Below are 21,142 nucleotides of genomic sequence, written 5' to 3'. Positions count from 1 at the left end.
GGCACCCAACCCGGCGGAACCGGGTGAGCCGGTCGCAGAATTGGCGTCGATCGCCCCCGGATCGCATATAGATTTACCGGCATGCGCATCCCCCGCCTGGCCAGCGCCGCCCTAGCGTTTCTGATCGCAGTGCTGCTGGTAGCTCCAAGCGCTGCGGCGCAGCCTGCGCTGCGTCTGCCCACCTTGATCACCGACAGCGCCGGGGCGCTCTCGCAATCGGAGCGCGCCGGGGTGCAGGACGCGATCGACAAGCTTTATGCCGACCGGCACATTCGGCTGTGGGTGGTCTACGTCGACGTGTTCTCCGGGCAGACCGCCGAGGACTGGGGCCGCAGCACGGCGCGGCTCAGCGATCTGGGCAGCAACGACGCCTTGCTCGCGGTAGCCACCGCCGACCGCAGCTACGCCTTCCTGGTGTCCAACGGTATCTCCGAGATCAGCTCGGGCAAGGTCGACGCGTTGCGGCGCAACCAGATCGAACCGGCCCTGCACCTGGGCAACTGGGCCGGCGCAGCCTCAGCTGCCGCCACCGGACTCGATGCCGCCGCCGCACCCACCGAGGTCAGCTGGGCACCGATCCTGCTCGCCCTGGCCGCGGTGGCGGCCGCCGGCCTGGTGTTGCTGCTGGTGGTTCGTCACCTGCGGCGCCGGCGCCACGCCGCGGCATTGGCGGCGGCCCGGCGAGTCGACCCGACCGATCCCAACGCGCTCACCGACGTGCCGGTGTTCGCCCTGGACGCCCTGTCGCGAGAGAAAGTAGTCGAGGTCGACAACGCGGTGCGCACCAGCGCCAACGAACTGGAGCTGGCCGTCGAGGAATTCGGCGACGAGCGCACCCGGCCGTTCGCGCAGGCCGTCGCCTCGGCCAAGGCGGCCATGGAACACGCCTTCACCGTTCGCCAGCAACTCGACGACGACATCCCCGAGACGCCGGCCCAACAGCGCGATCTGCTGACCGGGGTGATCGTCACCGCCTCCAAGGCAGACCGCGAACTGGAGACCCAGCGCGCCGCGTTCGAGCAGTTGCGGGATCTGGTGCTGGGCGCCGCCGACCGCCTCAACACATTGACCCAGCAACTGGTCGAGCTGACCGGCCGCATTCCGGCCTCCGAGCAGCGCCTAGTCCAATTGCATACCGAGTTCGACGCCACCGCGCTCAGTTCGGTGTCCGGCAACGTCAAGACCGCACAGGACCGGGCCGCCTTCGCCGAACGCAACATCACCCGGGCGCGCAGCCTGGCCGACCACCCGGTGACCGGCGGACAGAGCGACCTGGTGGATGCGGTGCGTGCCGCCGAGTCGGGGCTGGGCCAGGGCCGGGCGCTGCTCGACGCGGTGGACAACGCCGCCAGCGACATCCGCCACGCGGTCGCCACCCTGCCTGCGAGCATCGCCGACGCCGAGGCCGGCATCGCCCAAGCCGCCGCCCAGCTACAACGCGGAGTCGGCACACACAAGTCCGAGCTGACCGCCGCCCGCGACACCGTGGTCAAGGCCGTCGCCACCGCCCGCACCACCGGAGATCCCCTGGGGGCCTTCACCGCGCTGATCAAGGCCGACGCCGACCTGGACCAGCTGTTGGACACCGTGGCCGAAGAACGCGCAGCCGCCGAGCGGTTGGCCCGCACGCTCGAGCAGGCCCTGTTCACGGCGTCGTCGCGCATTCGCGCGGTGTCCGAATACATCGACACCCGTCGCGGCAGCGTGGGCCCGGAGGCGCGCACCCGGCTGGCCGAGGCACGGCGCCGCCTCGACGCCGCCAACGACAAACGCGCCACCGATGTCGCCGGAGCCATCACCCAGGCCAACGGCGCGGCCACCCTGGCCGCCGCGGCGCAGTCGCTGGCCAAGGCCGACGTACAGGACGCGCAGCGGGCCTACTACGGGCGTTACGGCAATGATCCCCGCGGCGGCAACGACACCGGCGCCATGCTGGGCGGCATCATCATCGGCAACATCCTCTCCGGTGGTGGCGGCGGCTTCGGCGGTGGCGGCGGAGGGGGCGGTTGGAGTCCGACCTCGTTCGGCGGCTCCTCGTCGGGGGGAGGATTCTTCGGCGGCGGTGGCCGGTTCTAGTCTGCTGGTGAACCTATGTTGGATCTGATCAATGTCGCCTTGGTGGCGGCCCTGGCGGCGTGCGGATACGCGTTGTGGGCGCGCCGTCACACCTGGGGCTCACGCTGGGACGCCAATCCCTCGCGCGTCCTGGTTCTCATCGTCTGCGCGGGTCTGCTGATGTCCCCGTTGGGTCCAACACTTTTCGACCCGCTCGTCTACCGGGTGTTCGGACTGTGGAATGTCGCCGGCCTGCTGGCGGTGCTCTGCATGTTCGGCGCGGTGGCGGCGATGTTCGAGCACCTGACCACGCGGTTGGCCGACGACGATCACGCCAGGCTGCTCAAGCGGCGCCACATCATGATGCCGCTGAAACTGGGCCTGCCGCTGATAGTCATCGTGTTCTGCATAGCCGATCGCGGGCAACCCGGGTATCTGGATGTCTTCGCACCCCGAGGTCCGTGGTTCGGGGTGTACTGGGCGCTGATCGGCGCCTTGGCGCTCTATCTGTTCGGGTTCACCGGGCGGGTGCTGCTGGCCCTGCGCGGTGATCCGCGCTCGGCGGCTTCCGCGCAGTACTACCTGGTGTGGGTCGTCTTCAAAGTCGCGGCGATCCTCGCGCAGTTGACCAGCGTGCTGCTCGGCAGTGCGGTCACGTTGCCCACCTGGATTTTCGCGGGCGTGAGCACCATGGCATTCGCCTACGCATCCGAGCTTTCTTGGCGCGCACGAACCGACTGGTTCAAGCCCTTCAGGTCGATATCCCCCGAAGCCGCCGGCGACTGACCGCGCTCAGCACGCCGGCGCTGTTCGGCACTGCTCAGACACCACAGCGAAAGTGCCCGCACGCCAAAGGCCTGCGGGCACTTTCACACCACGAGGTGTCAGGGGGCGTCGGCTGCTCCAGTCGCACCCTGCTGGCCGTCCGGTCCGGCCGTACCGGCCGTACCGTCGGTCGCCGTGCTGTTGCCGGTCGCCGTCGCCTTGCCACCGGCGCCAGCGGCACCGCCCTGTCCGCCGGCCCCTCCGGTCGCGCCGCCGGTGCCTCCGGTCCCTCCGTTGCCACCGGCACCGCCGTCGCCGCCGTCACCCGCGGTCGAGACGCCACCCGAACCGTGGGTGGTGGAGTCGCCACCAATACCACCGGCACCGCCCCTGCCGCCGCTACCTCCCGCAGTACCTGCTGCACCTGTTGCACCCTCGGCGCCAACGCCGCCGGTACCACCGTCACCGGCGGTCGCGGTGCCCCCGGCGCCGTTGGCCCGGGCTTCGCCACCGGCACCACCGTCACCGCCGGTCCCGGCGATAAGGCCCTGCCCGCCGGTACCGCCGGTCCCGCCGTCACCGCCGTTGGCGACGCCCTGGGAGCCGTTGGATGTGGCCTCGCCACCGGCACCACCGACCCCGCCGGTGCCGCCGTGTCCGTTCTCGGCTACACCACCGGTACCACCCTCACCGCCGTTGCCGCCGGTCGAGTCACCGCTGAAGCCGTTGGAGGTGCCTTCACCGCCGGCACCGCCTGCGCCGCCGGCGCCGCCTTCACCGCCGTTGCCGATTGGTGCGGCCGAGTTACCGCCAGTCCCGCCGACGCCACCGTTACCGCCGGTGACAGTGCCGCTGGCCCCGTTAGCAGTCCCCGCGCCGCCGGCACCACCGGCACCACCCGCACCGCCGTTGCCGAAGACCGAAGCGATGGCGTCGCCGCCGACACCACCGGCGCCACCGTTGGAGCCGACCGCGGTGCCGTCGACGCCGTTGGCCGTAGCCAGATACCCGGCGCCGCCGGCACCTCCGACCCCGCCGTCGCCCATGACCGTGCCGCCGGTGCCGCCGGCACCGCCGATACCACCGTCCACGCCGGCCACGGTGGAATCCCAACCGTCACCGCCCGCGCCGCCGTTACCAAAGAACCCGGCGGCACCACCGTCACCACCAGCCACGCCTTGCATAGTGGAGTCCCAGCCGTCGCCGCCGTCGCCGAACCACAGTCCGCCGGCGCCGCCGTCGGGGTCGGTCTCGGTGCCGTCGACCCCATTGCAGATCAGGCCGCACGCACCATCGAGACTGTCTACGCCGTTCATCTGCACATAAGCCACGTTGATGGCGTCGTTGATCTGCTGGCCCAGGTCACTGGTGATCCAGGCCTCCATGGCGGTGTGCCACGGCGCGTACATCCACTGCTCGATCACACTCGCGGGGTCGAGCGCGGGGTTGGCCAGCAACAGTTGGTCCCAGAAAGGCGAATCGCCGAAAACGCCGTCGACCCCGGAGGTGTCCGCCGCCACGCCCGCGACATCGCTGGGTTCGAACATGTCCAACAGCCAGTCGAACCCGTCGGCATGCGCGTCCGCCGCAGCGCCCAATGGAGCCATCCCGAATGCCAAGAATGCGGCCGCCGTGCTCCCCACCCCGACCACACGACGGCGCGCCCTCGCGCCAAGTGAATGTTGATGCTCCGCGCTGCGTTCACTGATAGCCATCTACCTACCTCCCAGGTGTGGACTAGCACTTGACTTTCAGAAAGCCATTACGAGATACAGACTTTCATAAGTTAATGCCGAACACGACAGCGCATCAACCTAAAGCGTCGGACTCTCAGGAGGCGCGAAACCCAAACACTCTCGGGGGCAAACCAGCGGCGGACCGCACCGAATGCGGTTGCGAGAGGTCAACCCACGGCGATTCGCCACGGAAGACCCCGGCCAGCAACGGCTCAGAGCCTGCGAGCAGCGCTCAGCAGCCCTTGAGGCGCACGGCCAGGTAGTCGGAGACCGCGTCGATGGCCACCCGCTCCTGAGACATCGTGTCGCGCTCACGCACCGTGACGGCGTGGTCTTCGAGCGAGTCGAAGTCGACCGTGATGCAGAACGGGGTACCGATCTCGTCCTGGCGCCGGTAACGCCGGCCGACCGCGCCGGCGTCGTCGAACTCCACGTTCCAGGACTGGCGCAACTCGGCGGCCAGGTCCCGGGCCTTCGGCGACAGGTCGGCATTGCGCGACAGCGGCAGCACGGCGGCCTTGACCGGTGCAAGCCGCGGGTCGAGCCGCAGCACCGTGCGCTTGTCCACCCCGCCCTTGGCGTTGGGGGCTTCGTCCTCGTGGTACGAGTCCACCAGGAAGGCCATCAGCGAGCGGGTCAGGCCGGCTGCCGGCTCGATCACGTAGGGCACGTAGCGGGTGTCGGATGCTTGGTCGTAGAACGACAGGTCCACACCGGAATGCTCCGAATGCGTGGTCAAGTCGAAGTTGGTGCGGTTGGCGATGCCCTCCAGCTCACCCCACGGGTTGCCGGTGAAACCGAACTTGTACTCGATGTCGGTGGTGCCGGCCGAGTAGTGCGACAGCTTCTCGAGCGGGTGTTCGTAGAGGCGCAGGTTCTCCGGATTGATGCCCAGGTCGATGTACCACTGCAGGCGCGCGTCGATCCAGTACTTGTGCCACTCGGGCGCGGTGGACGGCTCGACGAAGAACTCCATCTCCATCTGCTCGAACTCACGGGTCCGGAAGATGAAGTTGCCGGGGGTGATCTCGTTGCGGAAGCTCTTGCCGATCTGGCCGATTCCGAACGGCGGCTTGCGACGCGCCGTGGTCACCACGTTGGCGAAGTTGACGAAGATGCCCTGCGCAGTTTCGGGCCGCAGGTAGTGCAGGCCCTCTTCGGACTCGATCGGACCCAGGTAGGTCTTGAGCATCATGTTGAAGTCACGGGGCTCGGTCCACTCCCCCTTGGTACCGCAGTCCGGGCAGGAGATCTCGCTCATCGGCACGTCATCGGGGTTGCCACCCTTTTTCAGTGCCACCGCTTCCTGCATGTGATCCTGCCGGTGCCGCTTGTGGCAGTTGAGGCACTCCACCAGCGGGTCGTTGAACACCGCGACGTGCCCGGAGGCCACCCACACCTGACGCGGCAGGATGATCGCGCTGTCCAGGCCGACGACGTCGTCGCGGGACGTCACGACGGAGCGCCACCACTGTCGCTTGATGTTCTCCTTGAGTTCCACCCCGAGTGGGCCGTAGTCCCACGCCGACTTTGTGCCGCCGTAGATTTCGCCCGACTGGAAGACCAGGCCACGTCGCTTGGCCAGGTTGGCAACGGTGTCGATGATGGACGCCACGAGGGGGTGCACTCCTGTCTTGACGGGACCGCGCCGGCAACGCCGACACGCAAAACATCAGTCATCGTATCGATACCGCCGGGGTTCTTTGACATGCGTCATCACGCATGGAACAGTGGGTGCCAAGTGAAAACGATTTCCAATGCGTGCGGAGGTGATGCTGTGCCCTCCTCAGTGTCGGGTCTGGTGGCCGACGGCCACCAACACAGCGGTCCTGCCTTCCCCGCGACACCGCCGCGGGAGATCCTCGACGCCGCGGGGGAATTGCTGCGCGCCCTGGCCGCCCCGGTGCGCATCGCGATCGTGTTGCAGCTGCAGGAGTCGCACCGCTGCGTGCACGAACTCGTCGACGCGCTGGGAGTCCCCCAGCCGCTCGTCAGTCAGCACCTGAAGATCCTCAAGGCAGCAGGGGTGGTCGCCGGGGAACGTTCCGGCCGCGAAGTGCTCTACCGGCTGGCCGATCATCACTTGGCGCACATCGCCATCGACGCAGTGGCCCATGCCGGTGAGGACCGTTGACCGCCCCCGGCGTGCGCTCCACCCGGCAACGGGCGGCGATCTCGGCGTTGCTGGAGACCGTCGACGATTTCCGGTCGGCGCAAGAGCTGCACGACGCCCTGCGCGAACGCGGCGAGAACATCGGTTTGACCACCGTCTATCGCACGTTGCAGGCGATGGCAACGGCCGGACAGGTCGACACACTGCGATCCGACACCGGCGAATCGGTGTACCGGCGGTGCTCGGAGCACCACCACCACCACCTGGTGTGTCGGGACTGCGGGGCGACCGTCGAAGTGGGCGACCGCGAAGTCGAGGAGTGGGCCGCCCGCATCGCCGCCGAGCACGACTACTCCGACGTCGGCCACACCATCGAGATCTTCGGCACCTGCGCCGACTGCCGGAAGTGATCGCCGCACGCCTTAGGCGCTGAGTACGTCCCGGATGTCGACACCTTTGGTCAGCACCAGCAGGACCAGCGTGCGCAGCGCGTCGTCGGTCAGGCCCGATCCGGGAAAGTTGTAGCGCAGCATCACATCTGCGGACTCGGCATCCTTCTCGACCAGCGTGACGGTCCCGAGCTGGCTGAGACTCGCCTGTTCGGCGGCGCGCTTGCGCAGCGCCTTGGTCAGCGGCAGATCCCACCCGAGGATCTGAGTGAGCGACACCAGCTCGAGGTCCTCGGCGATCGGCACCACCCGCAACGACGCCAGTGTGCCATCGTGCCGCACAGTCAGCGCGCCGTCGGGCTCGGCATCAACGGTCAGCACCTCGGCGAGCACCGTGGCGAGGCGGTCGGCCAGGGCTGCCATCATGCCGTTCCGAACCGGCGCTGCCGCGAGGCGTACTGCTCGCAGGCCTGCCACAGATCGCGGCGGTCGTAGTCCGGCCACAGCTTCTCTTGGAAGATGTACTCCGCGTAGGCCGCCTGCCAGAGCATGAAGTTGGATGACCGCTGCTCCCCCGAGGTACGGATCAGCAAGTCGACATCGGGCATGTCGGGCCGATGCAGATGCCGCGCGATGGTGGCCTCGTTGATCCGGCTCGGGTTGAGCTTGCCCGCCACCGCCTCCTGCGCGATGGCCTGGGCGGCTTCGGCGATCTCGGTGCGCCCACCGTAGTTGACGCAGTAATTGATGGTGATGACGTCGTTGCCGACGGTCATCGCTTCGGCGATCTCGAATTCTTTGATGACACTGCGCCACATCTTCGGCCGCGAACCCACCCAGCGCATCCGCACGCCCATCGCGTTGAGGTTCTCCCGACGTCGACGGACCACCTCGCGGTTGAAGCCCATCAGGAAGCGGACCTCTTCGGCGGAGCGCTTCCAGTTCTCGGTCGAGAACGCGTACACCGTCAGCCACTTGATACCGAGTTCGATGGCGCCGCAGGTGATGTCGATCAACACCGCCTCGCCCATCTTGTGCCCCTCGGTGCGACCCAACCCGCGCTGGGTCGCCCAGCGGCCATTGCCGTCCATGACGACGGCAACGTGGTTGGGTAGCGCGTCTGCGGGAATCTGCGGGGCGACGGCCTTGGAGGTGTGCTGTGGGGGCCGGCACGGCCCCCCGCCCGGCGGCGACGGCAGCTGCGGGAAGATCACCGGCCAGGTGGACTTGTCCGGGAACACCGGATAGTCCTCGGGTGCCGCGGGCAATTGTGGGAAGGCAACCTTCCGATTGACCCGATTCAACACCATGCGCCCTATCCTGCCCGACCGGACCGGCGCCGCCCGCGGCGACCATGTGGTCGCCGCGGCGGCTTACCGGCTGTACCTGCGATCAGGAACCGGCACTCAGATCGATCGCGACGAAGTCCAGACGCCACAGCGACTGGAACAGCTTGCGACCGAACTTCTCCAGGTCCGCGGCGCTCCCGCGGGCCGGGCCGGCGGCCTGCGCCAGGTCCGCAGCGATCTGACGAATGCTACGACGCCCGTCGATGCTCTGGACGAACGGCAGCTGGGCCGGGTTCAGCGGCATACGCCAGCCCGAACGGAAGATCTCGTTGCCGTTCAGGCCACACTTCCAGCGGAACAGCGGCACGTAGTCGAGGCTCTCCGGCGAGGAGAAATCGATCGTGTAGCTGCTCTTGGGCCGCTCGGGCCGAGTGGCGATGAAGAAGTGCCGCGCATTGAGGGTGTGGATGCGCTCCATCACCGACCAGATCTTCTCCTCCGGCAGCGCGTTCACCTTGTCGTAGAAGCCGCCGGACGCCACCGCCACATCGTGGGCGTAGTACGGCGCCTTGAGCAGCCAGCCCTGGAAGTCCAGCCCGGCCGAATTGGCCAGATCGATGCAGCCGTCGACGTCGTAGCTCTTCGCCCGACCGTGCAAGAACGTATCCACCAGACCCGAGTCCGAGGCCAGGTCACCGGCGATCCGCAGGTACGGCTGGACCGGGTGGTCCTGCGACAGCAGTCGGATGGCCTGGCGAACCGTCTGGATCGAGTCGTCGCTCTGCTCCAGCCCCAGGTCCTGGAAGACCGACTCCAGGATTTCGATACCGATCCGGCCATAGCGCGCGTAGAGCATGATGCCGGCGACGCCGTCGGGCCGCAGCTGGTCCGCGATCGCCTTCATGCCGACCTTGGGGTCTGCCATGTGGTGCAGCACGCCCGTCGAGATCGCCAGGTCGAAGTCCCGGCCGAGCGTGGACAGCTCTTCGATCGGCAGCTGGTGCAGCTCCAAGTTCCACAGGCCGTGCTTGTCCTTGAGGTACTGCTGGTGGCCCAGCGACGACGCGCTGATGTCGACGGCCACCACTTTGGCCTGCGGGTTGTTGTAGGCGAAGACCGCCGCCTGGTTGGTGCCGCAGCCCGCGATCAGAATGTCGAGGTCGGGGCGGTACTCACGATCCGGCCACAGCACCCGGTGTGCGTGGCTCGGGTCGAACCACTCCCAGTTCCCGGCCGACCATGCCTGCAGGTCGTGGATGGGCGGCGGGTAGGTCCACCGCTCGTACTGCCGGGAGACGACGTCTGCGCGTGGATTCTCGGTCACTTCTTTGTGGCTCCTTGTCAAGTTGCCCCCCGCCGGATCGGATCAGACTTTAGCGGGGGCTGTTTATGCCGGCGCGCTGGGAGGCGACTCCGAGTGGAGCGCCCAGTGCACCGAAACGATCGGTTGCGGCTGATTCAGCCGGCACTCCCGGGCTGACCGGGCTGACCGGGCTGGCCCGGCTTTCCGCCCGGGCCGGGCGCACCGCCCAGACCGCCGGCACCACCCTCGCCGGGCTGGCCACCGGGGCCCGCCGCGCCGCCGGCGCCACCAGCGCCGCCGGCACCGCCGTGGCCGCCATGGCCACCCTGGCCGCCGGCGCCGCCCTTACCGCCGGCACCGCCCTTACCGCCCTGGCCACCTTTACCGCCCTGGCCGCCCTTGCCGCCTTGGCCACCCAGGCCACCGGCGCCCGGGGCGCCGTCCGCGCCGGGGGCACCATCAGCACCATCAGCGCCATCGGCACCGTCAGCTCCGGGGCCGTTCATCGGCAGCGGCGCCGTAATCCCGGCAGCCGGACCGGGTTCGGCGGCCCGCGCGCAGGAAGCCACGGCCGGGATCATTCCCACGACGAGTAGCGCTCCGGCCGCCGCACCGATACCGGCTCCGAATCCCGGTGTCGTTCTGTGCGCCCAGCGCCCCCACCCGGTGTCGTGAAACATTCGGCCTGCCTTCCTGATTGAACCTAGGGATCGTGAAGTCGCATCAGCCTACCGCCGACACTGGCAAAGTCCACCGAAACGGACGCAATCCCCAGGTCGGTACCCGGGGGGATCAGCCGTCGCTGCCGGTGGCCTGAGGCTGAACTTCAGCCTCGGCCTCGACGTCGCGCCCGGCCGGCCGCTGCTGGACCCGCTCCACCAACGGCAACGTCCGCAGCCGCCGCTCCAGGTGCCACTGCAGATGCGCGGCCACCAAGCCACTGGCATGGCTGCGATGCGCCGCCGTGGAAATCTCAGCGGCCTCCCAGTCGCCGTCGTGCAGCGCCGACATCAGATCCAGCACACCCATCGGCGGGGTGGTCGCCCCAGCCGGGCGACAGTGCCCGCAGACGCTGCCACCGGCCGCGACGTGAAATGCCCGATGCGGGCCTGGGGTGGCGCAACGGGCGCACTCAGTCAGCGCCGGCGCCCACCCGGCCACCGACATGGCACGCAGCAGATAGGCGTCCAGCACCAGCTCGCGGGGGCGTCGGCCATCGGCCACCGCGCGCAGCGCACCGACGGTGAGCCGGTGCAACGCCGTCGCCGGGGCCCGCTCGGCACCGGCCAGGCGTTCCGCGGTCTCCAAGATCACGCAGGCGCAGGTATAGCGGCCGTAGTCGCTGACGATGTCGGTGGCGAACGCGTCCACCGACACCACCTGGGTGACGATGTCGAGGTTGCGGCCAGGATGCAGCTGAACATCGATGTGGGCGAACGGCTCCAGCCGGGCACCGAACTTGCTGCGGGTACGGCGCACCCCCTTGGCCACCGCGCGGACCAGCCCGTGGTCGCGGGTGAGCAAAGTGACGATCCGGTCGGCTTCGCCGAGCTTGTGCTGGCGCAGCACCACCGCCCGGTCCCGGTACAGCCGCATCGGACCAGTTTCGCATCGCGAGGGGGTGTTTCGAGAACACCCACCGGCGTGGCACGCCGATACTCTCTTCACCGATGACCCACCCGCCCGCGGCGTCTGGCACCCGCTTCCCCACCCTCACCGAGCAGCTCTACCAGCTGGCCAGCGGCGAGACGACCTCCGTCGACCTGGTGCGTCGGGCGCTGCACGCCATCGACGCCAGCCAGTCCACACTGAACGCCTTCCGGGTGGTATTCACCGAGTCGGCGCTGCTCAGCGCCGCCGAAGCCGACCGGCGTCGGGCCGCAGGCCACCGGGCCCCGCTGCTGGGCCTCCCGATCGCGATCAAAGACGACACCGATATCGCGGGTGTGGCCACCTCGTTCGGCGCCTCCGGATATATCGAACCCGCCGGCCACGACGCCGAGGTGGTGCGCCGACTGCGGGCGGCGGGCGCGGTGATCGTCGGCAAGACCAACACCTGCGAGTTGGGCCAGTGGCCGTTCACCAGCGGCCCGGGATTCGGCCACACCCGCAATCCCTGGTCCCGCCGGCACACCCCCGGCGGGTCATCCGGGGGCAGCGCCGCCGCGGTGGCCGCGGGCCTGGTCGCCGCGGCCATCGGATCCGACGGAGCCGGCAGCGTGCGCATCCCCGCCGCGTGGACGCACCTGGTCGGCATCAAGCCACAGCGCGGCCGCATCTCCACCTGGCCGCAGCCGGAGGCATTCAATGGCCTCACCGTCAACGGCGTACTGGCCCGCACCGTGGAGGACGCGGCGCTGGTGCTGGACGCGGTGTCCGGCAATGCCGACGGAGACCTGCACAAGCCACCGCCGATGACGGTCTCGGACTATGTGCGGACGGCTCCGGGGCAACTGCGAATAGCGCTGTCGACCCAGTTCCCCTACACCGGATTCCCAGCTCGGCTGGATCCGGAGATCAGGGCGGCGCTGGAACGTACCGCCGAGCAGCTGCGGTTGCTCGGGCACACCGTGGTTCCGGGCAACCCCGACTACGGGATGCGACTGTCGTGGAATTTCCTGTCCCGGTCCACCGCCGGAGTGCTGGCCGCCGCCAACGGCCTCGGCAGCGCCGTCAACCTCGACCAGCGGACCTTGGCCAACATGCGCACCGGCCGGCTGCTCTCGCAGGCTGTGCTGCGCAAAGCCCGTGCCCACGAGTCCAAGGATCAGCGCCGGGTGGGCTCGATCTTCCGCATCGTCGACGTGGTTCTGGCGCCCACCACCGCCCAGCCGCCACCGCTGGTGCACACCTTCGACGACCTGGGCAGCTGGGAGACCGATCGCGCGATGATCGCGGCCTGCCCGGTGACCTGGCCATGGAACCTGCTGGGTTGGCCGTCGATCAGTGTGCCGGCCGGGTTCACCTCCGAGGGGCTGCCGATCGGAGTGCAGTTGATGGGCCCGGCCAACAGCGAAGGGCTGTTGGTGTCACTGGCCGCTGAGCTGGAGGGCATCAACGGCTGGGCGGCCCGGCAACCCACGCCGTGGTGGCGTACCGAGCCCGGACACGGCTCATAAGCGCCCCAGAACGCCGCTAGCTGCGACTTCAGCGGGTCGCGCGGAGGTCGGCTAAGCTTGGCCAGTCTTGACTTAGGTCTTCATATCCCCGTAAAGGTGCACTGGTGAAAGGCGTCCGAAAAATGGCCTCTCTGTCGTTGACCAGGTTCGCTGTCGCAGCTGGCAGTCTGGCTCTGTCGCTCTCCGCCGGAGCTGGGTTCGCATCCGCGAGCCCTGACCTCGGCCCGATCATCAACACCACCTGCAGCTACTCGCAGGTGCATGCGGCGCTGGTCGCGGAGAACCCCTCCGCCGCCGCGGAGTTCGACGCCAGCCCGAACGGGCCGGGCATGCTGCAGATGTTCCTGAACTCGCCGCCGGCCAAGCGGCAGCAGCTGGCCGGCATGGTCCAGGCCATGCCGGAGGCTCAGCAGTACGTCGGCACCATCACTTCGGTCGCCAACTCCTGCAACAACTACTGAGCGGATCCCCGCGGTGGGTCCGCGCAGTAAGGTCCTGATCACGGCCGCGGAGCTCACGGAGCTCCTGCGGGCGGGTGATCCGGTCACCCTCCTCGACGTCCGTTGGAGTCTGGAAGCGCCAGACGGGCATCAGGCATATCTTCACGGCCACCTTCCGGGCGCGGTGTACGTCTCACTCGAAGACGAATTGTCCGACCACACCGTGCCCGGTCGGGGTCGCCATCCCCTGCCGACCGGCCGCAATCTGGAGGCCGCCGCCCGCCGCTGGGGGGTACGGCGCAACCAGCCGGTCGTGGTCTACGACGACTGGAACCGGGCCGCGTCCGGACGATTGTGGTGGTTGCTGACCACCTCCGGCGTGGCGGACGTCCGCATCCTCGACGGTGGCCTGCAGGCGTGGACCGCCGCCGGCGGTGAGCTGCAGACCGGCGAGGTCTGCCCCGAGCCGGGCAACGTCACTCTGCTGCCCGAGGACCTCTATGAGGGCCTGCGGCCCACGCTGACCGCCGACCAGGCCGGCGACGGCGCTCAGTCCGGCTCGCTGGCACTGCTCGACGCCCGCGCCCCCGAGCGGTTCCGCGCAGAGGTGGAGCCGATCGATGCGGCCGCCGGTCACATCCCGGGCGCGAAGAACCTGCCGTTCACCGCACTGCTGGCCGCCGACGGAACGTTCCTGCCCAGCGATACGATCGCCGGGCTGCTGGCCGACCACGGCGTCGGCGACGACGACACGGTGGGCGCCTACTGCGGCTCGGGGATCAGCGCCACGGTGATCGTCGCGGCACTGGCCGCCGGAGGCCGCTCGGCGGCCATGTTCCCGGGGTCGTGGTCGCAGTGGAGTGCGGATCCGTCCCGTCCGGTGGCACGCGGCGAGGGCTGAGGGGCCGCATCAGCCGAGGCGGCTGGGTCAGCTGAGGTGGAAGTCCGCCGGATCGGGGCTGCCCAACATCGCCTTCATCGTGGCGCGGTCGAACGGCCACAGATCGACGGTGCCGCCCTCGGTGAGGTACCACGAATTGCAGCCGGTGTTCCACACTGTCGGACCCATCGCGATCGCGACGTCGTCGTTGAACCGGGTCGTGGCCTGATCGGTGACCTCGATCGTGGTCAGCTCGCCGGCCCGGAACTTCGCCAGCCACTGCCCGATGTAGCGCGCGGTCAACTCCGAGGTGTATTGCAGTGAGATCGACCCGGTGGGCGAATTGGGACCCAACACCGTGAACAGATTCGGGAAGCCGGGAATCGCGGTCATCTGGTAGGCCCGCGGCCCCTTCGCCCAAGCGTCATCGATGCTGACGCCGTCCCGGCCGTGCAACCGCATGGGGCGCATGTAGTTGTGGGCGTGGAAGCCGGTGGCCAGCACGATGACGTCGGTGTCCCGGTGGGCGCCCTCGGCGGTGCGGATGCCGTTCGGGGTGACCTCGGCGATGCCGTCGGTGACCAACTCCGCGTTGTCGGCGCGGATGGCCCGGTAGTAGCTTCCCGACACCACCTGACGTTTGCACAGCGGCTCATAGTCAGGCCGGAGCTTGGCTCGTAGCGCTTCATCACGCACCTGGATTCGCAGGCAGGCCCGGGCGTAGGCCTGCACCGCCCGGCGCCGCCAGGTCGGACGGGTGGTGACGTCGGTCAAGACTCGCGAACCGCCGAATGCCATCAGCCGGTAGAGCGTGCGATGCAACGTCGGGAACCGTGCCAAGACGGCGGCGACGCCGGGAAACTGTCGAAGCGACATGGGCGCCCACAGAATCCACTGCGCCGAACGAACATAGTGATCGATCGATACGGCATCGGGCTGCAGGGCGGAGACCACCTGTACGCCGGTGGAACCCGTGCCGATCACCGCGATCCGCTTTCCATCGGTCTCCAGCGCGTCGTCCCAACGGGCGGTGTGCACCACCGGGCCGGCGAAGTCCGCCAGTCCGGGGATGTCGGGAACAAACGGGTGGTGCAGGACGCCGGTCGCGCAGATCAGAAAGTCGGCGACCAACTCTTCACCGGCAGCAGTGGTGACAACCCAGTGCCGACGCTCGTCCCATTGCGCGTCGGTCACCTCGGTGTCGAGCCGGATCAGCTCCGCCAGACCGAGTTGCTCGACGACGTCTCGGTGATAGCGCTGAATAGCCGTGCCGGTGGCCCAGGCATGCTGCCAGTCGGGTTTGGGCGCGAACCCGAATTGATAGATCTGCGAGGGTACGTCGCACCGCAGACCCGGATAGTGGTTCCAGTACCAGACCCCGCCGACGTCGGAGCCCTTCTCCAGCACGGTGATATCGGTGAAACCCTGCTCACGCAGGACGTGGGCGGTGGTGATACCCGCGACGCCCGCCCCGATGATGATGACGCGGGGCTCACGCCCGGTCACGACGCCGTCTCGTCATGATGTGTGCGGGCCTGTCGGTCCACCCGCTCGATGTAGGCACTGCGCGCAGCGGTGTCGATGGACGTCAAGGCCCGCCGGTCGTCGATCAGCCGCCGGGCCAGACTCTGCAGCCACTCGGGCACAAACGCCGTCATCGACCACGCCGGAGCCACCCAACGGGGCACCGACCGGCGAGCGGCACGTGTTCGCAGCACCGCCCAGATCGCCGCAGCCACATCATCCGCATCGACCGTGGGCATCCCGCCGCCCAGCGGGGCACCCGAGGTCAGCTCGGTCCGCACCGCCGAGGGCAGCACCGCCGACACCGCGACACCGGTTCCGGCGTACTCGCGCCGCGCGGACAGCGACGCGCCCAGGGCCGCGTATTTGCTCGCGTTGTAGGTGACCATGCCCGGCACCGGAATCATGCCGGCCATCGAGGCGACGTTGACGACATGTCCACGGCCACGTCGGGCCATGCCGGGCAACACCGCCTGCATACCGTTGAGCACGCCTCGGATGTTGACGTCCAGAATCAGGTCCCTGACCTGCTCTGTCTCGGCTTCGAACGCTCCAAGCGGCATAACCCCGGCGTTGTTGATCAGGATGTCCAGCGGGCCGCCGGCATCGGAGTCCGTCTCGATGCGCGCGAGCATGTCCCGCCAGGACGCCGCGCTGGTCACGTCGAGCCGGCCGCCGCAGACGCCGAGTTCGGCGGCGGTGTGCAGGCAGGCGTCTTCGTCGACGTCACCGATCCACACTCGTGCACCGTGAGCGGCGAGCAGCTTGGCGGTGGCCGCCCCGATCCCGCGGGCGCCCCCGGTGATCAGCACTCGGGCGTTGCCGACCGACTGCTTCTTCGGCATGGGCTAGTCGCGCAACGCCGCGACCGCGTCGACCAGCAACTGGCGCGCCCGGTCGGCGTCGACCATGCTCGGCGGCTGGCCGCGGACCGGTTGCGGGTTGGCCGTGACCTGCACCAGCGCACTGCCCAGGTAGGCGGTGAAGGTGTAGGACTCGCGGGACTGCTGCTGCCCGTCCTTGCCCGTGATCTCGATCTCCGAGTGTGAACCCACCGTCTTGGCGTGGTCGATCTTCGGGGCGTCCACGTCGTCGAGGTAACCGGTGAGCTTCCCGGCGTTGAACGAGACGTGCTTGCACTTCTCGGCGTCGGCATCGTCATACGGCAGGTCCTGGTCGGCCTGCATGGCGATCGCCACCAGCTGGTTGCCGTTGCCCAGGATCGAGACCATCGACATCTTGCCCCGGATGCCCTTCGGCGGCCGGCCGGTGTTGGCGGCGTACTCGGCGCAGTCAGAGGGATCGAACGTGACGCCGGGCGGCATCTTCTGCGGCCCGAGGATCTTCGGGTCGATGTCGTTGGGACCCTTGGTCTGGGTCTTGAAATCCGAGCCGAACGTCGACTGGACGTTGAACAGCTTGGTGGTGTCGACCGGCTTCTGGGATCCCCCACAGCCGGCCAGTGCTTGCGCACACACGAGGAAGCCAACCGAGGAGACAAGCAATGACTTGCGTACGGGCATCCAAGGAATCTACCAATGCCGATTCCCCGGCCGCGGGCGGTGGCCATCGGCGTTCGGGCGCGATCCGCGCCGATCCGCCGCCACTCTAGAAGCCCAGCCGCCCGAGCTGCTTGGGGTCGCGCTGCCAGTTCTTGGCCACCTTGACCCGCAGGTCGAGAAAGACCTTGGTACCCAACAGCTTCTCGATCTGAGTGCGCGCGGCCGTACCCACCTCGCGCAGCCGGGCGCCGCCGCGACCGATCACGATCCCCTTCTGGCTGTCGCGCTCCACGTACAGCAGCGCATATACCTCGATCAGGTCCTCGCGATCGTCGCGCGGGCGCACCTCCTCGATCACCACCGCCAGCGAATGCGGCAGTTCATCGCGCACCCCCTCCAGGGCGGCTTCCCGGATGAACTCGGCCATCAGGGTCTCTTCGGGCTCGTCGGTCAGTTCACCGTCCGGGTAGAAGGCGGGCCCCACGGGCAGCGCGGCGGCCAGCACGTTGATCAGCACGTCGACCTGCTCGCCGCTGATCGCCGATACCGGCACGATCTCGGCTTCCGGCGCCAGCTCGCCGACCGCCACCAGTTGCGCGGCCACCTTGTCGCGGGTGGTCTTGTCGATCTTGGTGACGACCACAACCAGCTTGGTTCTGGGTGCGACGACACGGATCTGCTCGATGATCCAGCGATCCCCCGGCCCGATGGCCTCGTCAGCGGGAATGCACAAGCCGATGACGTCGACCTCGGAATAGGTGTCTTTGACCAATTCGTTCAGCCGCTTGCCCAGCAGCGTCCGGGGACGGTGCAGGCCGGGGGTGTCGACCAGGATGATCTGGAAGTCATCGCGGTGCACAATGCCGCGGATGGTGTGCCGGGTGGTCTGCGGGCGGTTCGAGGTGATCGCCACCTTCGCACCCACCAGGGCGTTGGTGAGCGTCGATTTGCCGGTGTTTGGCCGGCCGACAAAACATACGAAGCCGGAATGGAACTCGGTCACGAGCCGCCTTTCGCCGAACGTGTTCTCAGCGTGAGATTTCGGATGCGTTGTCGCGCTGGGCGCACGTTCGACGCGCGCACAACGTGTGCGTCACTGCTCAACTGCGGCCTCCTCGCCGGTGGGTTCGACGGGGCTGACCAGAACCGTGCCGATCCGCACCCTCCCGCGGCTGTCGCGGCTGCCTTCGGCCCGCAGGCGCAGGCCGTGTGACACTACCTCGGCACCCGGCAGCGGAACGCGGCCCAGCTCCAGCGCGAGCAGCCCACCGACCGTGTCGACGTCGAGACCGGAGTCGAACTCCACCCCGTAGAGCTCCCCGACGTCTTCGATCGGCAGCCGCGCCGAGACCCGAAATCGGTTGCCGTCCAGCTCCTCCACCGGGGCGACTTCGCCCTGGTCGTACTCGTCGGCGATCTCGCCGACGATCTCCTCCAGAACGTCCTCGATGGTGACCAGACCCGCAATGGCGCCGTATTCGTCGACCAGCAGGGCCATGTGATAGCGACTGCGCTGCATGTCTTCCAGCAGCGCGTTGAGCGCCTTGGAATCGGGCATGAAGACCGCCGGGCGCATCACCTGCGCCACCGTGGTGTCCCGCCCTCCGGTGACCGAGTAATAGGTTTGCTGGACAAGGTCTTTCAGGTAGACGACACCGAGGATGTCGTCGACGTTCTCGCCGATCACCGGAATGCGGGAATGCCCGCTGCGCACCGCCAAAGACGTGGCCTGCCCGGCGGTCTTGTCATTTTCGATCCAGACCATCTCGGTGCGCGGCACCATCACCTCGCGGGCCGGGGTGTCGGCGAGCTCGAAGACCGACTGGATCATCCGGCGCTCGTCGGCCGCCACCACCCCGCGCTGCTGCGCCATGTCGACCACTTCGCGCAGCTCGATCTCGGAGGCGAACGGCCCGTTGCGGAACCCGCGCCCCGGGGTCAGCGCGTTACCCAACACCACCAGCACGCGGCTGATCGGGGCCAGCAACACCGACAAGACTTGCAGCGGAAGCGCTGCGGCCAGCGCGATCGAATAGGCGTTCTGCCGGCCCAGAGTCCGCGGCCCCACCCCGATCACCACGAAGCTGACCACCACCATGGCCGCCGCGGCCGCGAACAGTCCCCAGTCCAGGCCGAGCACCGCGCTCAGCAGATACACCAGCAGCGCGGTCGCGGTGACCTCGCAGGTGATCCGCAACAACACCACCAGGTTGATGTAGCGAGGACGTTCGGCCATCAGCTTGACCAACCAGACCGCACCGGGCCGTTTCGCCCGGACCAGTTCCTCCACCCGTGCCGGCGAGACGGTGCTGACCGCGGCGTCGATCGCCGCGAACAACCCACCCAGACCGATCAGCGCAATCACGCCGAGTAGCAGCGGTGTTCCGGTCACGATTCGTCGAAATACCTGGACTTGTCGAGGAGTCGGCGGTCCTTCTCGCTCTGGGTCTCGGCCCGGTAGGTCTCCACCTGGTCGGCGACCCACTCCTCGAGCAGGCGGCGCTGCAGGGCGAACATCTCTTTTTCTTCGTCCGGCTCGGCGTGGTCGTAGCCGAGCAGATGTAACACGCCGTGCACGGTGAGCAGCGCCAGCTCCTGGCCCAGGGAATGCCCGGCCGCCGCGGCCTGCTCGGCGGCGAACTCCGGGCACAATGCGATGTCGCCGAGCATCGATGGCCCGGGCTCGGGAGCGTCCGGGCGGCCGCCGGGCTCCAGCTCGTCCATCGGGAAGCTCATGACATCGGTGGGCCCGGGCAGGTCCATCCAGCGCATGTGCAGGTCGGCCATCGCGGCGGTATCCAGCAGCACCATCGACAGCTCGGCCCCTGGATTGACGTCCATCTTGGCCAGCACGAATTTGGCGACGCTGACCAGCTCGACCTCGGAGACGTCGAGACCGGATTCGTTGGAGACCTCAATGCTCATCGGCGTGACCTGCCTTGCGATGCGCGCCGCGACGCTCGGTTCATGGCCAGCCCCGGCTGGACCTGTTCGGATTCATGGCGGGCGTAGGCGTCGACGATCTCCGACACCAACCGGTGCCGCACGACGTCGACGCTGGTGAGCTCGGCGACGTAGATGTCGTCGATGTCGTCAAGGATGTCCACGGCGGCCCGCAACCCGGATCTCGCCCCGCCGGGCAGGTCGATCTGGGTGACGTCACCGGTGACCACGATCTTGGCGCCGAAGCCCAGCCGGGTCAGGAACATCTTCATCTGTTCGGCGGTGGTGTTCTGCGCCTCGTCGAGAATGATGAACGCGTCATTGAGGGTCCGGCCGCGCATGTAGGCCAGCGGCGCCACCTCGATGACACCGGAACTCATCAGCTTGGGGATCAGCTCCGGGTCCATCATGTCGTGCAGCGCGTCATACAGCGGGCGCAGATACGGGTCGATCTTCTCGCTCAGGGTGCCGGGCAAAAACCCCAGCCGCTCACCGGCTTCCACCGCCGGCCGGGTCAGGATGATGCGGGTGACCTGTTTGGTCTGCAGCGCTTTGACCGCCTTGGCCATCGCCAGATAGGTCTTGCCAGTGCCGGCCGGCCCGATACCGAAGACGATGGTGTGCGCATCGATGGCGTCGACGTAACGCTTCTGGTTGAGCGTCTTGGGCCGGATGGTCTTACCGCGCCGCGACAAGATGTCGAGGCTGAGGACTTCGGCGGGTGATTCGTTGCCGGTGCCCACCAACATCCCGACGCTGTGCCGCACCGTTTCGGGCGTCAGGGACTGCCCGCCGGCCACGATCGCCACCAGCTCGGAGAGCACCCGTTCGGCCAGGGCGACATCGGCCGGCGCTCCGGAGATGGTGACGGCATTGCCGCGCACATGCAGGTCGGCACTGAGCAGGCGTTCAATGGCGCGCAGGTTCTCATCTGCGGAACCCAGCAGGCCCACGACCAGGTCGGGTGGAATATCGACGCTGCTGCGAACCTGCGAGGCCGGCCCGGCAGCGGGGGTATCGCGGGGCGTCACGGGGTTTCCGATGCCTGCTTCCTGGGGGTTTGTGCCGTGGGTACGACGATGAG

General features: G+C 68.3%; 21 protein-coding genes. 7 read left to right on the top strand and 14 right to left on the bottom strand.

Annotation, left to right across the window (positions count from 1 at the left end):
* Positions 1 to 81 precede the first annotated feature (81 nt).
* Positions 82 to 2,076 carry a TPM domain-containing protein gene (locus ACJH71_RS14075; protein WP_406758620.1) on the top strand — a complete coding sequence of 665 codons (1,995 nt, stop codon included), beginning with the start codon at positions 82 to 84 and terminating at the stop codon, positions 2,074 to 2,076.
* Between the two features lie 15 nt (positions 2,077 to 2,091).
* Complete coding sequence (locus tag ACJH71_RS14070; RefSeq protein WP_406758619.1) at positions 2,092 to 2,841, top strand: hypothetical protein; 750 nt, start codon at positions 2,092 to 2,094, stop codon at positions 2,839 to 2,841.
* 98 nt (positions 2,842 to 2,939) lie between these two features.
* On the opposite strand, the gene ACJH71_RS14065 is transcribed toward ACJH71_RS14070, so the two are convergent.
* Together ACJH71_RS14065 and ACJH71_RS14060 are read right to left on the bottom strand one after the other, a co-directional pair.
* The gene (locus ACJH71_RS14065; protein ID WP_406758618.1) at positions 2,940 to 4,463 is read right to left on the bottom strand and encodes a PGRS repeat-containing protein; all 1,524 of its coding nucleotides are present in this window, start codon (positions 4,461 to 4,463) and stop codon (positions 2,940 to 2,942) included.
* 325 nt (positions 4,464 to 4,788) lie between these two features.
* Entirely contained in the window at positions 4,789 to 6,183 is a 1,395-nt protein-coding gene (locus tag ACJH71_RS14060; protein ID WP_406758617.1) for a glycine--tRNA ligase, read from the bottom strand.
* Positions 6,184 to 6,333: 150 nt separating this feature from the next.
* Here ACJH71_RS14060 and ACJH71_RS14055 point away from each other — a divergent pair, with 150 nt between their 5' ends.
* Both ACJH71_RS14055 and ACJH71_RS14050 read left to right on the top strand, forming a co-directional pair.
* Entirely contained in the window at positions 6,334 to 6,690 is a 357-nt protein-coding gene (locus ACJH71_RS14055; RefSeq protein ID WP_406758616.1) for an ArsR/SmtB family transcription factor, read from the top strand.
* A complete protein-coding gene (locus ACJH71_RS14050) occupies positions 6,687 to 7,079 on the top strand; it encodes a Fur family transcriptional regulator (protein ID WP_406758615.1) in 393 nt (130 codons plus the stop codon). The genes ACJH71_RS14055 and ACJH71_RS14050 overlap by 4 nt, the downstream gene beginning before the upstream one ends.
* Before the next feature lie 12 nt (positions 7,080 to 7,091).
* On the opposite strand, the gene ACJH71_RS14045 is transcribed toward ACJH71_RS14050, so the two are convergent.
* The 5 genes from ACJH71_RS14045 to recO all read right to left on the bottom strand — a co-directional run bounded on the left by ACJH71_RS14045 (position 7,092) and on the right by recO (position 11,246).
* Complete coding sequence (locus tag ACJH71_RS14045) at positions 7,092 to 7,481, bottom strand: hypothetical protein (protein WP_406758614.1); 390 nt, start codon at positions 7,479 to 7,481, stop codon at positions 7,092 to 7,094.
* The gene (locus tag ACJH71_RS14040; protein WP_406758613.1) at positions 7,481 to 8,368 is read right to left on the bottom strand and encodes a decaprenyl diphosphate synthase; all 888 of its coding nucleotides are present in this window, start codon (positions 8,366 to 8,368) and stop codon (positions 7,481 to 7,483) included. The genes ACJH71_RS14045 and ACJH71_RS14040 overlap by 1 nt, the downstream gene beginning before the upstream one ends.
* A gap of 82 nt (positions 8,369 to 8,450) precedes the next feature.
* On the bottom strand, positions 8,451 to 9,671 hold the full coding sequence (locus tag ACJH71_RS14035; RefSeq protein ID WP_406758612.1) for a class I SAM-dependent methyltransferase: 1,221 nt from the start codon (positions 9,669 to 9,671) through the stop codon (positions 8,451 to 8,453).
* 134 nt (positions 9,672 to 9,805) lie between these two features.
* Positions 9,806 to 10,330, bottom strand: a complete 525-nt coding sequence (locus ACJH71_RS14030; RefSeq protein WP_406758611.1) for a hypothetical protein — start codon at positions 10,328 to 10,330, stop codon at positions 9,806 to 9,808.
* Between the two features lie 112 nt (positions 10,331 to 10,442).
* Positions 10,443 to 11,246 (bottom strand): DNA repair protein RecO, encoded by an 804-nt coding sequence (gene recO / locus ACJH71_RS14025; RefSeq protein ID WP_406758610.1) that lies wholly within the window; start codon positions 11,244 to 11,246, stop codon positions 10,443 to 10,445.
* 74 nt (positions 11,247 to 11,320) lie between these two features.
* Here recO and ACJH71_RS14020 point away from each other — a divergent pair, with 74 nt between their 5' ends.
* The 3 genes from ACJH71_RS14020 to ACJH71_RS14010 all read left to right on the top strand — a co-directional run bounded on the left by ACJH71_RS14020 (position 11,321) and on the right by ACJH71_RS14010 (position 14,110).
* Positions 11,321 to 12,769, top strand: a complete 1,449-nt coding sequence (locus ACJH71_RS14020; RefSeq protein WP_406758609.1) for an amidase — start codon at positions 11,321 to 11,323, stop codon at positions 12,767 to 12,769.
* A gap of 122 nt (positions 12,770 to 12,891) precedes the next feature.
* Complete coding sequence (locus tag ACJH71_RS14015; protein WP_406758608.1) at positions 12,892 to 13,230, top strand: hemophore-related protein; 339 nt, start codon at positions 12,892 to 12,894, stop codon at positions 13,228 to 13,230.
* A gap of 13 nt (positions 13,231 to 13,243) precedes the next feature.
* Positions 13,244 to 14,110, top strand: a complete 867-nt coding sequence (locus tag ACJH71_RS14010) for a sulfurtransferase (RefSeq protein WP_406758607.1) — start codon at positions 13,244 to 13,246, stop codon at positions 14,108 to 14,110.
* Between the two features lie 27 nt (positions 14,111 to 14,137).
* Here the strand turns inward: ACJH71_RS14010 and ACJH71_RS14005 are convergent, their stop codons facing one another.
* The 7 genes from ACJH71_RS14005 to ACJH71_RS13975 all read right to left on the bottom strand — a co-directional run bounded on the left by ACJH71_RS14005 (position 14,138) and on the right by ACJH71_RS13975 (position 21,089).
* On the bottom strand, positions 14,138 to 15,595 hold the full coding sequence (locus tag ACJH71_RS14005) for a flavin-containing monooxygenase (RefSeq protein ID WP_406758606.1): 1,458 nt from the start codon (positions 15,593 to 15,595) through the stop codon (positions 14,138 to 14,140).
* The gene (locus ACJH71_RS14000) at positions 15,592 to 16,458 is read right to left on the bottom strand and encodes an SDR family oxidoreductase (protein WP_406758605.1); all 867 of its coding nucleotides are present in this window, start codon (positions 16,456 to 16,458) and stop codon (positions 15,592 to 15,594) included. Before ACJH71_RS14000 ends, ACJH71_RS14005 begins: the two co-directional genes overlap by 4 nt.
* 3 nt (positions 16,459 to 16,461) lie before the next feature.
* Positions 16,462 to 17,136: a DUF5642 family protein gene (locus ACJH71_RS13995; RefSeq protein WP_406758604.1), complete on the bottom strand. Its 675-nt coding sequence runs from the start codon at positions 17,134 to 17,136 to the stop codon at positions 16,462 to 16,464.
* 85 nt (positions 17,137 to 17,221) lie between these two features.
* Positions 17,222 to 18,118, bottom strand: coding sequence for a GTPase Era (era, locus tag ACJH71_RS13990; protein ID WP_406758603.1), 897 nt, complete (start codon positions 18,116 to 18,118; stop codon positions 17,222 to 17,224).
* 90 nt (positions 18,119 to 18,208) lie between these two features.
* Complete coding sequence (locus tag ACJH71_RS13985) at positions 18,209 to 19,507, bottom strand: hemolysin family protein (RefSeq protein WP_406758602.1); 1,299 nt, start codon at positions 19,505 to 19,507, stop codon at positions 18,209 to 18,211.
* The gene (gene ybeY, locus ACJH71_RS13980) at positions 19,504 to 20,040 is read right to left on the bottom strand and encodes an rRNA maturation RNase YbeY (protein WP_406758601.1); all 537 of its coding nucleotides are present in this window, start codon (positions 20,038 to 20,040) and stop codon (positions 19,504 to 19,506) included. Before ybeY ends, ACJH71_RS13985 begins: the two co-directional genes overlap by 4 nt.
* Entirely contained in the window at positions 20,037 to 21,089 is a 1,053-nt protein-coding gene (locus ACJH71_RS13975; RefSeq protein ID WP_406758600.1) for a PhoH family protein, read from the bottom strand. Before ACJH71_RS13975 ends, ybeY begins: the two co-directional genes overlap by 4 nt.
* Between the last annotated feature and the right edge of the window lie 53 nt (positions 21,090 to 21,142).

Origin of the sequence: Mycobacterium sp. SMC-15, assembly GCF_045310925.1 — a bacterium.
In the GTDB taxonomy this organism is placed as follows: domain Bacteria; phylum Actinomycetota; class Actinomycetes; order Mycobacteriales; family Mycobacteriaceae; genus Mycobacterium.
The sequence above is the reverse complement of the archived record's forward strand: the minus strand, read 5'-3'. Positions and strand labels throughout refer to the sequence as shown.

Coding starts and splice junctions, on each gene's coding strand:
- ACJH71_RS14075 (WP_406758620.1), top strand. CDS start 82: ATGCGCATCCCCCGCCTGGCCAGCGCCGCCCTAGCGTTTCTGATCGCA.
- ACJH71_RS14070 (WP_406758619.1), top strand. CDS start 2,092: ATGTTGGATCTGATCAATGTCGCCTTGGTGGCGGCCCTGGCGGCGTGC.
- ACJH71_RS14045 (WP_406758614.1), bottom strand. CDS start 7,481: ATGGCAGCCCTGGCCGACCGCCTCGCCACGGTGCTCGCCGAGGTGCTG.
- ACJH71_RS14040 (WP_406758613.1), bottom strand. CDS start 8,368: ATGGTGTTGAATCGGGTCAATCGGAAGGTTGCCTTCCCACAATTGCCC.
- ACJH71_RS14030 (WP_406758611.1), bottom strand. CDS start 10,330: ATGTTTCACGACACCGGGTGGGGGCGCTGGGCGCACAGAACGACACCG.
- recO (WP_406758610.1), bottom strand. CDS start 11,246: ATGCGGCTGTACCGGGACCGGGCGGTGGTGCTGCGCCAGCACAAGCTC.
- ACJH71_RS14020 (WP_406758609.1), top strand. CDS start 11,321: ATGACCCACCCGCCCGCGGCGTCTGGCACCCGCTTCCCCACCCTCACC.
- ACJH71_RS14015 (WP_406758608.1), top strand. CDS start 12,892: ATGGCCTCTCTGTCGTTGACCAGGTTCGCTGTCGCAGCTGGCAGTCTG.
- ACJH71_RS14000 (WP_406758605.1), bottom strand. CDS start 16,458: ATGCCGAAGAAGCAGTCGGTCGGCAACGCCCGAGTGCTGATCACCGGG.
- ACJH71_RS13995 (WP_406758604.1), bottom strand. CDS start 17,136: ATGCCCGTACGCAAGTCATTGCTTGTCTCCTCGGTTGGCTTCCTCGTG.
- ybeY (WP_406758601.1), bottom strand. CDS start 20,040: ATGAGCATTGAGGTCTCCAACGAATCCGGTCTCGACGTCTCCGAGGTC.